11 protein-coding genes, 1 tRNA gene and 2 pseudogenes are annotated in these 16,509 nt (G+C 36.8%); 6 read left to right on the forward strand and 8 right to left on the reverse strand.

Going from position 1 to position 16,509, the window contains the following annotated elements:
* Positions 1 to 275: 275 nt before the first annotated feature.
* The gene (locus VIO64_RS11100) at positions 276 to 812 is read left to right on the forward strand and encodes a hypothetical protein (RefSeq protein WP_331918117.1); all 537 of its coding nucleotides are present in this window, start codon (positions 276 to 278) and stop codon (positions 810 to 812) included.
* Between the two features lie 23 nt (positions 813 to 835).
* A complete protein-coding gene (locus tag VIO64_RS11105) occupies positions 836 to 1,210 on the forward strand; it encodes a hypothetical protein (protein WP_331918119.1) in 375 nt (124 codons plus the stop codon).
* Between the two features lie 30 nt (positions 1,211 to 1,240).
* Here the strand turns inward: VIO64_RS11105 and VIO64_RS23095 are convergent.
* The 3 genes and pseudogenes from VIO64_RS23095 to VIO64_RS11115 form a co-directional block, all read right to left on the reverse strand.
* A pseudogene (locus tag VIO64_RS23095) lies at positions 1,241 to 1,450 on the reverse strand (SMI1/KNR4 family protein); the annotation flags it as partial.
* A gap of 63 nt (positions 1,451 to 1,513) precedes the next feature.
* Positions 1,514 to 1,987: a DUF6985 domain-containing protein gene (locus VIO64_RS11110; RefSeq protein WP_331918121.1), complete on the reverse strand. Its 474-nt coding sequence runs from the start codon at positions 1,985 to 1,987 to the stop codon at positions 1,514 to 1,516.
* 15 nt (positions 1,988 to 2,002) lie between these two features.
* Entirely contained in the window at positions 2,003 to 2,581 is a 579-nt protein-coding gene (locus VIO64_RS11115; protein WP_331918123.1) for an HNH endonuclease, read from the reverse strand.
* A 214-nt stretch (positions 2,582 to 2,795) separates the two neighbouring features.
* On the opposite strand from VIO64_RS11115, the gene VIO64_RS11120 reads away from it, so the two are divergent.
* The 3 genes and pseudogenes from VIO64_RS11120 to VIO64_RS11130 form a co-directional block, all read left to right on the forward strand.
* A tRNA-OTHER gene (locus VIO64_RS11120) sits at positions 2,796 to 2,878 on the forward strand.
* Positions 2,879 to 3,321: 443 nt separating this feature from the next.
* The gene (locus VIO64_RS11125) at positions 3,322 to 3,897 is read left to right on the forward strand and encodes a hypothetical protein (RefSeq protein WP_331918125.1); all 576 of its coding nucleotides are present in this window, start codon (positions 3,322 to 3,324) and stop codon (positions 3,895 to 3,897) included.
* 447 nt (positions 3,898 to 4,344) lie between these two features.
* Positions 4,345 to 4,767 (forward strand): annotated as a pseudogene (locus VIO64_RS11130) (IS630 family transposase); the annotation flags it as partial.
* Between the two features lie 139 nt (positions 4,768 to 4,906).
* Here VIO64_RS11130 and VIO64_RS11135 read toward each other — a convergent pair.
* Positions 4,907 to 9,154 carry a carbohydrate binding domain-containing protein gene (locus VIO64_RS11135; RefSeq protein ID WP_331918127.1) on the reverse strand — a complete coding sequence of 1,416 codons (4,248 nt, stop codon included), beginning with the start codon at positions 9,152 to 9,154 and terminating at the stop codon, positions 4,907 to 4,909.
* Between the two features lie 625 nt (positions 9,155 to 9,779).
* Here VIO64_RS11135 and VIO64_RS11140 point away from each other — a divergent pair.
* Positions 9,780 to 9,983, forward strand: coding sequence for a hypothetical protein (locus VIO64_RS11140; RefSeq protein ID WP_331918129.1), 204 nt, complete (start codon positions 9,780 to 9,782; stop codon positions 9,981 to 9,983).
* Positions 9,984 to 10,261: 278 nt separating this feature from the next.
* On the opposite strand, the gene VIO64_RS11145 is transcribed toward VIO64_RS11140, so the two are convergent.
* The 4 genes from VIO64_RS11145 to VIO64_RS11160 form a co-directional block, all read right to left on the reverse strand.
* Positions 10,262 to 10,453, reverse strand: a complete 192-nt coding sequence (locus VIO64_RS11145; protein WP_331918137.1) for a dockerin type I domain-containing protein — start codon at positions 10,451 to 10,453, stop codon at positions 10,262 to 10,264.
* On the reverse strand, positions 10,443 to 11,171 hold the full coding sequence (locus VIO64_RS11150) for a carbohydrate binding domain-containing protein (RefSeq protein ID WP_331918131.1): 729 nt from the start codon (positions 11,169 to 11,171) through the stop codon (positions 10,443 to 10,445). Before VIO64_RS11150 ends, VIO64_RS11145 begins: the two co-directional genes overlap by 11 nt.
* Before the next feature lie 46 nt (positions 11,172 to 11,217).
* Positions 11,218 to 13,749: a glycoside hydrolase family 9 protein gene (locus VIO64_RS11155; RefSeq protein WP_331918133.1), complete on the reverse strand. Its 2,532-nt coding sequence runs from the start codon at positions 13,747 to 13,749 to the stop codon at positions 11,218 to 11,220.
* Positions 13,750 to 14,100: 351 nt separating this feature from the next.
* On the reverse strand, positions 14,101 to 16,143 hold the full coding sequence (locus VIO64_RS11160; RefSeq protein ID WP_331918135.1) for a glycosyl hydrolase: 2,043 nt from the start codon (positions 16,141 to 16,143) through the stop codon (positions 14,101 to 14,103).
* Between the last annotated feature and the right edge of the window lie 366 nt (positions 16,144 to 16,509).

Consider the following 16,509-nt stretch of genomic DNA (forward strand, 5'->3'; position numbering starts at 1 on the left):
TAAAAAATTATAAATTTCTTAAAAATATATGGTTGCAATTTTCCTTAATTATGGACTATACATTGAAAGATATTTTCCTGCCAAGTTCCGTAATACTTCGATGAATTAATTTATACCTATAAACAACATTGTATCATCCAGTGATTGGTAATGACTTGGCAGGAATACATAATGTAATAATATGGAAATTAAACATATGAACGCTGTTTTCATATGTTAAGAGGCCTATGAAACTAGGTCTTTTTTATTGCCGTTTATTTTGTGGGGTGGTTCAAATGTTTGATATCTTGGTAACACAGGAACAAAAAGAGTATGCAAAGCAGCTAACAGATAACGTCAATTTTGGTATACGCAAATCTGGTGGCAATGGTTCTAATGTACAGCAATACACTGGAATTTTGTCAGAAATAGTTATAAAAGATTTATTTGGAGTTGCTAGAACGACAGGTGATGGATTTGATGGAGGTTTTGATTTCGAACTGTTTGGAGCTAAAGTTGATGTCAAAACCATGTGCAGAAATACTTATATGAAGCATGATTATATTCATAATCTTTTTGCTGTGCAAAACTATGATGTTGATTATTATTTGTTTTGTTCATTTAATAAACAAACTGATATATTAACTATTTGCGGAATTATATCAAAAGAAGAATTTCTAAAGAAATCAAAATATTATGCAGCAGGAACTATCAGGGAAAGATCAAACGGCACAGAGCTAGAACTTAAGGCAGATAATTATGAAATTAGACAATCCAAGTTAAAATATGTGTCTTGCATGGAGGAGGTTATAGCTCATGCTGTTTTTTTATAAAGGTAAGGTGGTGTAAGAGGGTTATGATCAAAAAAGAATACAGCGGTAGAATTCGTGAGCTTTATGAAAAAGGTATTACTTCATATAAGGAAATATCTAAAATAATTAGTGAGGAATTTAATATAACACTTTCTGATGATACTGTAAGGTATCATGCTGTAAGAAAACATAAGGATGAAAGTATTCCAGTAGATAGTGAAAATATTGATATCCCGGCAGCAGTATTGGGAGATATCTTAAAAGGTACTACCAAAAGTACATTAGTTAAGAAGTATAAAATAGATATTATTATACTTGAGTCTATAATTAGCTATCTGACTGAAAGCGGATATGCTATACATCAGGAAGATGCCTTGTCTATATACTCCTGTTTCAATAATAGTACCTATATCACTTAAATTATAGAACTGCATAATATCCATAAAATACATTCCATTGGTTATTAGTAAGAACTCTTTGTAATCTGGTGGTATTACAACATTGAAAGTTTTCTCAAATTGGTTTATTTCAGCAATGGTAGCAGGTTCATAGAATTTACATTGAAAATCTGTAACATAACCGTCTCCTAAGTAAACTTTGGTTTTTTCTTCAATCATTTTTTTAATAATTTCAATCTGTTGAGTGATATTTATACCCATGTTTTAATTCTCCTATATATGAATATATAACTTCTGTTTTAACAACAGAAAAATTATTATATATTATAAAATAATATCTTGAATTCCAACTTTAACTACTTTTTCATTTTCAACTTTAACTGCTAAGCCTTTATCAGTCCATGTGCAGTTAAATAATATGCCTACAATCCTTATTTCTTCGCCATATGTTTCTGGAAAATATATATCTGTAACCTTCACTAATTTGGATAATTCTTCTTGATTAGACAGTATAGGTAGTAAATTGTCTGCATCATTTCCAAGTCTATCTCTGTATTCTGGAAGAATACTTTTGTAATAATCGAATAAGGCTTTTTCAGAATCCTTTGCTAAGCTATCTTTTTGCTTAAAGAATTCGGTATAAGCTTCTCTTTGGGAATCTTCGAATTCCGGTTCTTCATCTGCCACAATAATTATTTTAATTTGTTCATCCTTACCAAATATGTTAATAGTACCAGCTTTAGTCCAATAATCTTCATATTGTAATAATCCAAATACACTATCATTAATTTCTTCCATGACATAATCCTCCTATTAATTTGATAAAATTGCATTTAAACAATTAACTTCACCAACTCCACCCAAATGACCGAATTTATCATTTATATCAAAAGGAACTTTCTGCATTGTTTTCATATTATTGCATTCATGCCATGTATATTTATTTTTTTCTCGCCACTCTCTGACTTGTTTTGGCGTTACACCTTTCTGTTTTGCCAATTCCTTATCTGCTTTACTAAAATTAGATGGTCTGCTTGCTGACATACCTTGAATTTCTATTGTTCCTCTAGACAACGCTGAAAAATCAGGTATAGCATCAGTATACGCAATTCCTTCTTTGTCTACACCTCTCAAAATTGCATTAACTTTTTCGTCGTTATGTATAAAAGTTGATTCTCCGCGTTGACCTGTCCACCTTCCGCCAGTTTTAGGCGTTTGGCTTAACCTTTGCTTGTATGTACTAGCACATTTTTTACCTTCCTTTATTTCCATTATAGCTTTAGCCATTTTATCTATATCGGCTTTTGGAACTGAAGGAAATTTCTTCTGAAGTAATAAATATATTTTAGCTGCTTCTGCTGCCTCTGCACCAGTAGTTGCTTTATCTGACATGCTGCTCACCAACTTTCTATTAAATTTGCTGGAAAAACTTTCATTCATATTTTATCAAAAAATTATACATTTACAAGAGTAATAATTATTATAAATTAATAGAATGTAACTTATGAACACTTGCATGGGATAATCTCAATATGATATGATATTTTCATAATCTGATGGATTGTAGAACTAAAATAAACATGGAGTGCTTGAAAATGAAGCCTTTGGGGATATTTATTTACTGGAAGCGACTGGAAATCGTGTGACGGCTAACCCCGTCCGAGAGTTCGAATCTCTCTCTCTCCGCCAGAATTAAGGGCTTTGTCGATGAGATAAGGTCCTTTATTTATGTGAAAATCACTGAATCTTCATTTTCTTCTTTATTTTTGAATAATCCTTCATCTAATTTTTTTGGTTGCATTGTTAAGAGTGGAACCGGTAGTTATAAAATGAAATTTTTCACTGCTGTCAGGTGTGGAGGTAGGAGAAAAATGATAGATGTTATAATCTAAGATGTAGTTTGAGGCAACCCGTTGACATATAAAAATGAAACAAGTTAGGGTTTACCAATTTCACTTATAGATTCTAAAATCATATCAATCTGTTTTTGATATTTGTCCCAAAGAGATACAACCACTGAACCTGTTGCATAAACAATTCTTTTCTCATCTAGTCGGATTACATACTCCTTTTGAAGTAAATGTAGATTTGGTGTGTAATTTGGACTATGTCCAAACACTACAGCCTTGTATATGTACGCATTTGGATTCGATAATAGCCTTCCCAACCAACTTAACGACGAAGTAAGAAAAAGATTATTTGAGGCTGATAGGCAGATGAAACTTGAAAACGTGAACGAAGCAATAGCAATTTTGACAGCAGTAAAAACAGGCTTAACAAGTTTATATAATATGGAGAAAATAAATCGCAGACTAGTTGATGCATATAAAACAAAACGTGAGTATTTGAGCATTATAGTATCGCTGGTTGATGCATATCTAACAAATAATAATTTGATAAAAAGAATTGATTTAAAACAATTACTATCAGATATTAGAGGATGTGATGACAAGTTTGTAAAAAGCAGTATTTATTTTGTTATATTTACATATGTATGTGATAAGAATAACTATAATGCTCAACGAATTGCATATTCAAATTATATGGGTTTGAATTCTTACAAAAGTATTGAAGATGTGTTGAAGTGTGGAGAAGAAATATGTGTTATAGTTTTCTTTCTTCACAAAATTTGTACCCAGCATTTATTGAAAAGGGACATTATTCTTAATCCTAAAGGAGATAAAGCGGACGAAATTCGTATTGGATGATATAATAAAATAAGAAGAACGGGAGAATTTGTTATGGAGTTTGTTCAGCTAATAAGAGAAAAGAGTCAAATAGGGGTTATAAAACATATTTGAAAGGCTCCAACTTCAGGGAGTGCTGCTTATTTACCCTGGGAATAAATTCTGCTCTCCTGATTGAATTATAAATTATAGAGTCGCAATTGTATTTAATTTTGAAGTAAAGAATATTTATATAATCTTTGGGCAAATAGAAAATTGTAGGTGAGTGACGGTTAAGTTTTATAAGTAAAGCAATAAAAAGAAATGGAAGAAATTATTATACAATGCCCCCCAATTGTCAAGACAAATTTTTTCGTTGGCTTAGCTAGATTCTCCTTTCCTAAATATGATAATACAGTTAACTTATGTAAGCGAATGTCGAGATGTCAAGGGCGAGCTGTTTTTGCTCATTCATCGAAGGCGTAGCCGAAGTCCATGATTGGCCATTACCAAGCTATCCAGAGCATATGGTCTGTCAAAGGTAAGCAGCGGATCATCTCTACCTATGGGAAACATGAGGGGGTAAAGCTTCTGGGCATTCTAAACTACGGAACCGGGCACGTGTACTGCGTTGAGAAAGAACGATATGATGCAGAAATATTCTTAGGTTTCATCAGAGAAGTATTGGAGCTTTATCCGATTGGTAAAATAGTCATGATCCTGGATAATGCCCGTATTCATCATGCAAAGCTGCTTGAATCGCTCCTGCAGGAGAACAAGGACAGGTTGCAATTTGTATTTCTGCCTCCTTATAGTCCAAATCCAATCGAAGGGCTTTGGGCATGGGTGAAATCTGAAGTTATAAACAATGTCTTCTTCTCTTATGTAAAGCAGATACGTGAAGCAGTTCGGGACATAAAAATGACGTCAATCATAATTGATTGACGTCATCAAGATCTTTGTTTTTACTACTGTCTACATAACAGAGCAATTTATTGTAGATCCTCCAGATTTAGATAGCCATTATAAATCGATCCTTAAACCATAGATTTTATTGTTTAACCATAACGATATCATCAAGATAAATTGTGGATGCCGCTGATGGTAAAGGATTGTTTTGATCATCTTTAATTTGTCCAAAGTTTATCTGAAGCCCTGCTGTAGTTGTACTACGTTTTGCAGTGAAGGTTAGTGTGAAGGTTTGAGTCTGATCAGTAACGCTAATCTTACATCCGCCATACCAATCATATTGATTTTCTGAACCAAGTTCAAGGAAAGCGAGTTCTATAGTTCTTGCAACAGATGCCCTTGCCTTCAATGTAAGCTGATATGCTACACCGTTTTCGAGGGTGATATTTGATTTCTGAATTTGGGGTTTATAATTTGCGTCCCCCACTGTTGTGACAACTACACTAAGTTCTTTGTTGTTGTTTGCGACGATATCTGCTGAACCAGCACCTCCATTAGCGTTGAAAGACCATGAAGCCTTGCCTGCATCAAAGGTTTCGTTGAATATATCGTTGGATATATCTGTAGTAGCTTCCACCAGTCTAACATCATCAATGGACACCGCTGAAGCTACTGAAATTGATTCGTGACCTGCTATTGTACCCAGATTGAACTGAAGTTCTGCTGTTGTAGTTGTGGCTGGAGCAGTAAATATTAGGACATAATCAGTAGCGGAGTTTGATATCACAAATTTATTGCCACCAAAGTACTGATAATTATTGTTTGGATCCAGGATAGTAACTTCAACTGCTCTGTCCACGGTTGAAGACGCATTAAAGGTCAAAGTGTAGGTTTTATCTTGTATGAGGGAAAGGTTGCCTCGTTTTACCTGAGGTTTATAGTTTTGATCTCCAACTCTTGTAACATCAGCCACAAGTTTTCCGCTTGTAGCATCTAAAGTAATTGCTCCTGCCCCTGGATCGCTTGCTTCTCCCGCATATGATCCCCATGCACCTATTCCAGTTTCAAAGGTTCCATCGGTTATGATATCAGTTATAATTGCAGTAGTATCATCCTCAGTGATAACCGGTGCTACAATGGACTGAAGGCTCTGACAGTAAAGATCAGCTACTTCAACCATTCTGACATTGTCCAAATAAATATCATGAGCTTCTGCTGCACCAGATACATTTCCAATTGAAAAAGTCAAGGTACAATTGGTATCTGTTGCACTCATTGGAAAATCAACAATATAATTTTTCATTTCATTTGTTATATCTAAATCCAAACTAAAATATTTTGAATAGTCTGCCTTGTCAACAGATAATCTTATCTTTCTATTGATGGTAGACTTGGCATCAAAGGATATACGGTATTGGCGTCCTTGTTCAAGACTAATATTTGACTGATTTACTCCGATGCTCCATGGGTTATCACCCACAGCGGTGATTGCTACTTTCAATTTGCCATCATCAATGGATTTTATAGATGCGGCATTTTCTCCGCTTGTATTCCAGTAAGCCCAATCTGCTGCTGGAGCAGTCATACTTCCGCCAACAACAAGGTCTTTGGATAACTCAAACCAGTCAAGATTTACAGCATCACCATAGATCTTAATAATTTGTGCTCCTTTATTAAGATTCACTGAATTGGTTACATTCACCCAACTTGAATTACCGCCTGTATCAGGAAGGCTTTCTTTGTGCTTTGTGTCTCCTATACTGAGCCATCCGTTTGCATCGCTGGTGGACAATTTGTATGATATTGCATATTTACCTGTTTCAGGTACGGTTATGCTCTTTGAGATATATGAATCAGCTTTAAAGTATACATAATCTTTTTCTGAAGTTATTGCACCATGAACATCAGCGTCTTCTGCCTCAACATGGATTCCCTGGCTGGAAACTTTCACAAAAACATTGTCAATAAATACTTTCGCAGTATTTCCACCAAGTTTGAACCTTAATTGAGATCTGGCATCAGTATCCTGTTCCATTTTGAACTTAAAGGAATATCTAGTCATATCAGTTGTAAGACTAAATGACTTTTCTGTTGGATAGACCAATGGAGTATCAGCAATACTGCATATATCTGCTTCTATAGTTCTGGCAGATTCCGCTTTTGCAAAGAAGCTGACGGTGTATTCTTTACCCTTTTCTATGTTTAAGCCGCTCTGTGATAGGACTATCGAATCTGCTCCCGTTCCTCCGTTTGTTATAGCCGCCTGGAAATAACGGTCAAAAATATTATCACTAACATTACCTGTTGCAACAGCATTGCCGCTGGTTTTAAAATTCCAGAATCCCATGCTCTTTGAGCCTTGATCGAAGGACCCGTTGTATATTAGATTGCCGTTTTTCAATGGTTCCCTGGAAGCATTAGGATCTCTCGGCAGTTTAATCAATTTGACATTATCAATATGTACAATATTTTCTCCAGCTGCACCAACATTGAATTCAAGTCTTGCAGCAGGATTTGTATCTCCGGTCATCTTGAAATCAAAAGTGTGTTCTTTAGGTGTTGTTGTAAGTGCTATGATCTGATCCCCAGAATAGTTTGCCCAACCACGATCAGCTTCAGAACCAACCTTTACATACATATTTCTTTCGGTGGAAGCCCATGCATCAAAAGTCACACGGTATGTATCTGACTTTTCAACATTAATTGGTTTTTGATATATTTGTACGGAATAGGGGTTATTACCTGGAGTGGAGATATCAAGTTTTATAGCACCATTATCATTTGATGCTTCTGCGACACCATTATTTGCATCAACATGAGAGAAGGTCCAATAGGAAGTATTAGTGATATCTGTGCTGCTGCCGTCATTTCTCATACCAGCAACATCATTATTCTGTTGATCAAAGCTGCCATTATATATGTAGTTTCCATCTGGTAAAGGTTGTCTTGCAGTGGTATTGTTGATTTCAGGACGTTCGCCGGCAGGTGGGTAAACTCCATCTTTTCTTTCATATACTTTGATGTAATCAACAAACATTTTTGATGGAAGGATAGTTGTCGAATCAGGGTTTCCAGGCCAATCTCCTCCCACTGCAACGTTTAATATCAAATGAAAATCTCTGTTGAAGGGAGCAGGATAGGTTATTGAGTCTGCTTCGTTTTCATCTCTTGTATACCAGCTTTTCTCGGTGTGGTATAATGTACCGTCAATATACCATCTCATTTCGCCAGGATCCCATTCAAAGGCATAAATGTGATAGCTATCAGAAAATTTGCCTGACTGAAGAGTATATTCACCCTGTCCTGAAGCATGGGGATTTCCATAATGGACTGTACCATAAATCTTATTTGGTTGATGTCCCAATAACTCCAGTATGTCAATTTCTCCACCTTGAGGCCAACCCCCATAAATATTGTCATCTTCTGGCAACATCCATATTGCAGGCCAAATTCCCTGGGATTCAGGCATTTTTGCTTTTATTTCAAAACGACCATATGTCCATGCTTGCTTTCCTTTGGTAAACACTTTGCCAGAGGTATAGTTTTTCCCAAGGTAAGCTTCCTTTTTAGCTTCTAAAACCAAGTTACCGTCCTGTACATAGGCATTAGCTGTCTTATAAGCTTCCAATTCATTGTTGTAAACAACATTTGTATCGGCTACATTCCAGTTGTCGGAGTTTATTGAATCTCCATCGAAATCATCAGACCATGCAAGTGTATAAGGTGCTAAAGATGTATTAATGTTTGTAGGAGTTGGTGTTGGAACTGTTGTATTTGTAGGAGTAGGTGATTGGGCTGTAATAGGAATTATTGCAGGATAATCCGCAGTTGTTGCACCAAAATGCTTTGCCAATATTATAACATCGTGCATGTCTATATTTTCATCCAGGTTAAAATCAGCAAATGGGCTATATATTGGATCACTTGATGTCGCATAAAAGGCTGATGCTAAAACCGTAACATCAATCATGTTTATCATACTGTCTTGAACACCTTTTTTGGGAACATCCCCAGCATACATTAAAACAGGCTTATCAATAGTTGACAGGATACAATCAATATTACCTGCTACCTTTTGCACAACTCTTGTGAGATACCCTGCTTTCGAAACCTCTAGATCGATTGTACCGTCTTTCTTTTGGATTTCAAATTTGAAAAATCCATTTGCATCGGTTAATTGACTAACTGTAGTACCAGATACTAAAACTTTAAAACCGGATTTAGCATTTGCATTTGATGAAATCAAGTCAGGAGCAATATACCCTTGAACAATTATCCTTGAACCATCATCTGCTGCTCCTGCACTTAGCGGTAATAACAACAATGTTATAAAGATTGTTATAAACATTGCAATGACCGTAAGTTGACTAATATTTCTTTTCGTAAGCATTCTAATAACCCTCCTAAAATAATGTTATTTCTTTCTTTCTATTTATACATTCACATTACAGATAACAAACTTTGACCCTAAGTTTATCCAATTTAATAAAAATCAATTGATTAAATATATTTGTCTATCACAAATCCCGTACAAGCGTTTGTGAGTTATTCTGTCAAATATGAAATCAATTGTGAATTTTTATTCTAAATTACTAAAATAGCTAGTAACATCACAACTGGGTTTTATTAAGGTTTAAAGTTCGTTATCTCTAAATAATGCTATCAGGTAGTAATACTCCACGTGATGAAATAGTATGTTTACAAGGACCAATTCGTCAATATACGTTTTCTTAGCCATTACTTAACTAATCTTCGCGAGTAATTATCAGCTAATCAAAGGCAATTTACTAAAAATATCCTAGTTATATTCTAAATTAATTGACTTTTCATTATCTATCTCAATAATTTTTGATTAATTGCGATTTTTTTTGATTAAAATATTCACTTTTATGGATGGATTTGAAATAGCATCGAAAATGTTTTTTGATAAGCATTATCGTTTTATTAACCCACTTTTTAATTCGTGATTAGAGAGGAAGTATCGAACAGGAAGAACGGTACTGAATTGGGGCCTATTGATCGCTAATAATGAAGATAAAGATATTGCGTTTCAGAAGTTTATAGATTTGTATGATGAGTTTTTAAATGAATATGATAAATTTGTTCCAAAAGAAAAAATATTAAAGTATTTATTTGAGATGGTTTCTGAAATAGGAATAAAACAAGGAGAAGTTTTGCATGACGGAGCTTTCTCATTTACTTTATCCCATCGGGCTTAACTATAAACCGTTTTGAGCTTTCTGATTTTTCAAAGAAACTCTTGGTTTATCTTAATAGTGCTTTGGGGCTTGTTTTTCCTATAATTCTATACACTGTAGGTAAGATATGAAAGAAAATATAACCCCAAGCACAGATAATTATTCGGCAACTATTCAACTTTGAAATTACTCAAAATAGTCTTAACTTTATCATTGAATGTATTAAGCGATTCATCTTACCTTCCACTTTGGTATAGAATAAGGACCAAAGTGGAGTTTTTGATTTTTACCTATCGATCTTATAACGTATAGGTATACCCGAATTTTAAAGCCAACTTGACAATATCGGACATGTTTATTGTGTTGTCATAGTTTAAATCGCATTTTGCATCAAACCCAACGTCACCCTTTATTGAGCCGAAGACTTTTGCTATCAAAACTACATCTGCCATATTAACCGAGCCATCCTTATTGATGTCCTCAATTACCACTAACGAAGGGTATAGTTTTACCCAAAGCAACTACAGTCCCTTTGCTATCCTTTAACTGCCAATCTATGGGAGCAACAGTATTGCTATCAACCTTTAAAGTAGCTTTTTTATCTGCGTGAATCAGATATCCCAGTTGATTCAAGCGAATGTTTCTGACAGGGGTGGGAACGAGTGTAGGCGTGATAGGTCCAGGCACTGATATTGACATTGATACGAACTTTATTTCAACGGGCAGAGATCCTGTTAGCTCTCCTCCAAGGTGGAAGGCGAACTCTGCAGCTTTGTAATCTCTATTAGCGGTAAATGTCTGGTTCACCGAAAGTACTTGCCCCGCAGTGAGGCTAAAGGGATTCCAGTTATTATTCCATGCTTCGCCATATGGTTCACCAATGTCACCTGTTTTTCCATAAATTTTGGTAGGCTTATCAGCAATCACCTGGAATTTAACTGTGTACATATGTCCTGAAACAAGGGATATTTCTCTATGCCTTATCTGCACATCCCATTTGTTAGTTCCCTTGTTGTCAATATGCACAACATACTTTCCATCCTCCACATCTGTGTAGGCATAGCCCTCAGCAGCCTGGCTCAAGTGCCAGGGCAAACTTATTCCGCTTCTGAAATTTGTGGTTTGAAGAAGTTCTCCTGCATTGCATGTTGACTTGGCTGCCAATAATGCAAACAATGCAGCACCTACTACTGTTAATTTTTTTAACATCTGTTTCCCACCCTTCTTTCAAAGTATAATATTTATGCCCTAAAGCCTAGATATTATATGTATAACCAAATTTTAAAGCCAGTTTGACTATATCCGATACGTTTATTGTACCGTCATTATTCAAGTCACATTTTTTATCAAAGTCAGGTGTGTCCTTTGTTGAACCGAAAACTCTAGCCACTAGGACTGCGTCTGCCATGTTTACCGATCCATCCATATTTATATCCTCAATAACTTTGAATTTAGGATCTGATGTGCTGAGGTAAGCTGCAACCCATGCCAGTGAAGCATTATAGTTGGTATTTACTTCATTGGTGGACCATGATTCCACATGGTCAATATAACACTTTTGTGCAGGGTACTTATTTACCTTAAATCCAGCTCCCGAAGCCCATGGATCCTCACACCCTGAGTTGGGACCGCTGGAAAGAAATCCTGGAGGCACTGATGGCAAAATTGGATCTATCTGAGGAGCAAAGTACCTATGATGAGGATATTGAACTGGGTTTTCTCCATAACCGGAAACGTAGCACTTAACCATTGCATTGCGTCCCATCAAATAGTCCATGGATTCAGTCAATCCGTTCAAGTATTTGGCATCGTTACTAAAGTCATATGCGTAAGCCATAATAATAGCCTTATTTAAAACAAATGAGTTGGAACCCCACGGATAGCCGTTTATCTCTTCAGTCGTACCTGTTAAATTAGTGTAATAGGTAGTTTCGGCTATAGGTATGCCATATCCCTCTTTTTTCTGGATTTCTATGTATGAATCTGCCGCTTTTATTATATTGACTACAGCAGAATCAAAATCCAACTCGAAATGTAATGCAAGGGAAATAGTACCCAGTCCCCCTGTAGAAGACCTGTCGAAACATCCAGGTATGCCATCAAATTCACCTGTTAAAACATCGGGAATATCAAAACACTTGCTATAACTTTTAAGATCTGCAAGATAATTGGTGTTACTGGTGGTAATATACATTTCACATGCAGCCCAATAGAAATCATCTTCTACATAATTATCATTATATGAATATAGACCAGCTGGTACGTAAGGACTGAAAATTGCCGGGTTTGCCTTGGCTGCTGTATATGCCCTTTCTGAAGCAGAAAGACATTTATCGGCAAAAACAGGATCAATGTCTTTCCATATGCGTGCCGCTTGAGCCGCACAGGCAGCCAGATTTAATGTTGCTGCAGTTGTTGGAGGATAGTACACCCTTAATGCGGAATCGTTATGAGGAAGCAATCCCAAAAGGGGCCAGTTTTCACTGGTTATTTTGGATACTGCCATACCTGCCCTGTCGTACCCTTCGGGTATCTGCATCTTAAGCATCCATTCCATTTCCCATCGAGTCTCATCCAGTAAGTCATTTATTCCATTTCCGCTTTCAGGAATATTAAGTTTTCCGTCACTAAAGTTATCAGCAGAATTTCTGTTTTTGGAATGCTCATAAAGGTTCTGCAGCATCCATAAAGAAAAACCACCGCCAACTGTGTACTTGCCGTAGTCTGAACTGTCATACCATCCGCCTGTTCCGTCAATGCTGGCAGGTCCGGTATAGCCCCTTCCGGAGACCCCTTTAGCCATATCATTTGTGTGACCGGCTTGACGTGCCCATTTGCTTTCAACACAATATGGCATTCTAATATCAACACCGCTTCTTGCGTGATAAAAGTACTTAAGGGCATCGTGTTTCATGTTGGAATATATATCAGGACCTATATCAAACGGATAGCTGTTTGCTTCACCTGCTACCAATCGGTATCCCTTACCCGGTTCGGTAAATTGGGAAAAGTTGATTATATGGACCCTTTCACCAGAGGCACTATCTATTCCGTCCGGCCCTTTACCTTCGAAGGGTATTGTTTTACCTGAAGCAACTACAGCTCCTGAGCTGTCCTTTAACTGCCAATCTAGTGGTTCGACAGCACTGCCCTCAACATTTAAAGTGGCTTTTTTAGCACCACTCGGAAGATAGCCCAACTGATTAACACGAATATCCTTAGGAGGTGTGGGTGTCGGAGTAGGAGAAGGAGTGGGCCCAGGCTCTGTTAGCGACATGGATATGAACTGAATTTCAACAGGCAAGGAACCTGCCAGTTCTCCACCAAGGTGAAAGGCAAACTCAGCATTTTTATAATCTTTTTGAGGGATAAATGTCTGGGTCACCGAAAGTTGCTGACCTGCAATAATGTTAAATGGGTTCCAATTGTTATTCCATGCTTCCCCATAAGGTTCGCCGCTGTCACCTATTTTTGCATAAAACTTGGTAGACTTGTCTGAGGTGACGGAAAATTTCACAGTATATTGATGTCCTGTTTGAAGCGTAATGTTTTTGTGTTTAATCTGTACATCCCACTTATTATATCCTTTCATATCCATATGGACAACATACTTTTCATTTTTGACAAAAGAGTAGGCATTATTTTCATTGCTTTCTTCCAATACCCATGGCAAGCTTACTCCACTTCTAAAATTTGTGGTCTGAAGGAGTTCACCTGCGTTACAAGATACCTTTACTGCCATAAAGGTAAATAGTGCCATTCCTGCTATTGTCAATTTTTTAAACATACTAATTCCCCCTTTTTCATGTAAAAAATATTAAATTATGCATGCCGTAAAAAAGAATTTACACCTCCTGTTCCATTATTTATATAAAAATATAGCTGCCTGATATAATTAATAAAAACAAAAAGCTATACTATTGCCAATATTATGCCTATTATATCAATTTGTACAAATCGGAACAATTGCATAATTGGGCAATAAGTTACAATTATTGTTGGATGTAAAGCTGTTAACCATCATGTACAAAGCTATGTGACGACAATTAATAAAGGGTTACCGCAAAACAACTCTTCAGCCGGAACATTTAGTGGCTAAGATATTTTGTGGTAACCCCTTAATTATTAATCTTTACCGTTATTTTATATCAGGATAGTTTAAGGATGTTGCATTAAAGTGTTTTGCAATTGTAATTACATCGCTCATGTTTATCGAAGAATCCATGTTAAAGTCACAGTTGGAAATATACTTTGCATCTCCTTCTACAGTATTAAAGCACTTTGCAAGCTCCATTATGTCGGACATATTTATCGCACCGTCTCCGGCACCCTCCTTATTCAGGTCTCCGGCCCACATATATATCGGTGCATTGCTTGAAGAAATCTGCTTATTACCTGTTACCGAAATGCTCTTTTCAAAAGACAGGTACCCGGATTTACTGATCAAGATTGTTGTATTACCCAGTCCTGAGGGAGCATTGATTTCAAAATGACCGTTTTCATCCGTCTTTGCTGTGAGTTCTCCTAACTTAACAGTAAATCCTGCTTTTAAAGAGGAAGGGGAAGATGTGTTAATGTCAGGAGCTACATATCCCGATACCTTATACCCCGTTCCTGATGTAGGAGTTGGGGTAGCTGAAGATGGCGATGAAGATGGTGATGAAGTATATCCTGAAGTAGGATAAGTTTTAAGGTCAGGTAGCTCATCCAAGGTTATACAGTATTCGCTCTTATACATTTCAGTCAGCCAGGCAACCGGATTGTTTTGTTCTCCAGTAAGCCACCAGCCGTACCAGGGGCAGAAATAGAGCCATCCGGCCATTTCATTTGTAAGATTTCCGACCCTGGGGATTGTATCGTTTTCACTCATAGCAACCATCTTTTTACCACCCGTAAGCTTCACCAGGCTAAAGAAGGTAGAGGAAATTGCACTTCCGTTGGGAAGCCCATCCTTGGCATTGTACTTGTCATAACCTACAATATCAACAACATCATCACCTGGGAACCATTTAGGTGATGTATCGTAAGTATATGAAGTCCACACCCAGATAAGGTTATTAAGCTTGTGCTCGTTTGTAAATTTATCATAGAGGAGCCTATATAGTTTAACGCATGGCTCAGGTCCTTCGGCACCCCACCAGAACCAACCTCCTTCTGCCTCATGGAGAGGTCTGAACAATATAGGTACTCCTGCGTCCTGAACCTGCTTAAGTTTTCCTGCCATAAAGTCGATATCGCTAAGGAGTGCCTTGTTTTCTGCCGTACCGGGAGTCAAAGCCTTTGATATGCTGAAGGAGGTACTTTCAGTGTAAAAGCTGTTATCAGCTTTTTTACCTATATTACCTGGAGAGAACCAGTGCCAGCAGACTGTGGGAATTCCGTTCTTATTTTTATACCAATCAATAACACGCTCGGCACAGAGATCGTCCCACAAAAGGCCGTTTCCTCTGAAATTCATGAAGTCAAAGCCTCTTACCGCAGGCATTTTCCCGGTTTTTTCCTTTATGTAAGTAAATTCAGCCTCGGAACCTTCATAGTTGTGTGAACCGCAAAGCTCTTGCTGCCCTGAAAGTATATGCTTTCCATAAACATCGGCAAGATAGCTTATAAGCGATTTGGCTTCTTTGGTAGCATTAGGGTTTACCAATGTTTTAGGCACATTAAGGTTACGTATGTTTTCGTCTGCAGGCTTAACGATAAGGTAATCGAAATAAGTATACCCCCAATAGCTTTCAAACTCAACATTGTTTGCACCCTTGTTGAGCTTTACAATACCCGCTGAAATTTCCTTCCAGCCAAGTGTGTATGCAAAGCTTACCTCACCTTGATTGGAATCGTTAACATTAAGATACTGAACTTTTTTGTTTTTGTCATAGGGCTGTGCATAGCGGACTATTAATTCATAAAGACCTGCTTCATCAATTTCAACATTGACAGAAGTGCTTGTCCCTTTCTGTCCGATAAAGCTGCAGGATGCCCCGCTAAGGTCGAATGTCAGGCCATCGTCGGTTTTACCTACATAGTCGGTATAAATTTGGGCACCATTGTGGACACCTTTCTCAAATTCATACTTAATTCCATCTGTAGGTACAACACTGGCAGCATTCATGACAGGCATTAAAGATATAAGTACTATTAATGCCCATGCTAAGAAAACCTTTTTCTTAGGTTTCTTGTACATAATAACTCCTCCTCTTAAATAAAAAATTTGCCTATAGATTTTGGTAATATGGATTTACTGATGATAGTGAGTTTATTGCTAAGGATTTTATCTAAATTAAAAGTGTTAAAAATCTTACATTCGGCGGAGCAAATAACGAACGGCTCAACGGGATTTGCGACAGACAAATGTAATAGATTTATCACTTTTTATCTAGATAAAAACGAGGTCACATAAAATGAACCAATGTAAGCATAGCATTGATATGTATGAAAATCAAGTTCTTTACCGCTAGGAACATTGAAGAGATCGCTAGATACAGAATTTAAGAGAAGAGAAAGAAAACAAGCATGCTAAATGCGTTTAATCAATCTGATAGGCATCATG

It is taken from the genome of Pseudobacteroides sp. (assembly GCF_036567765.1).
GTDB lineage: Bacteria > Bacillota > Clostridia > Acetivibrionales > DSM-2933 > Pseudobacteroides.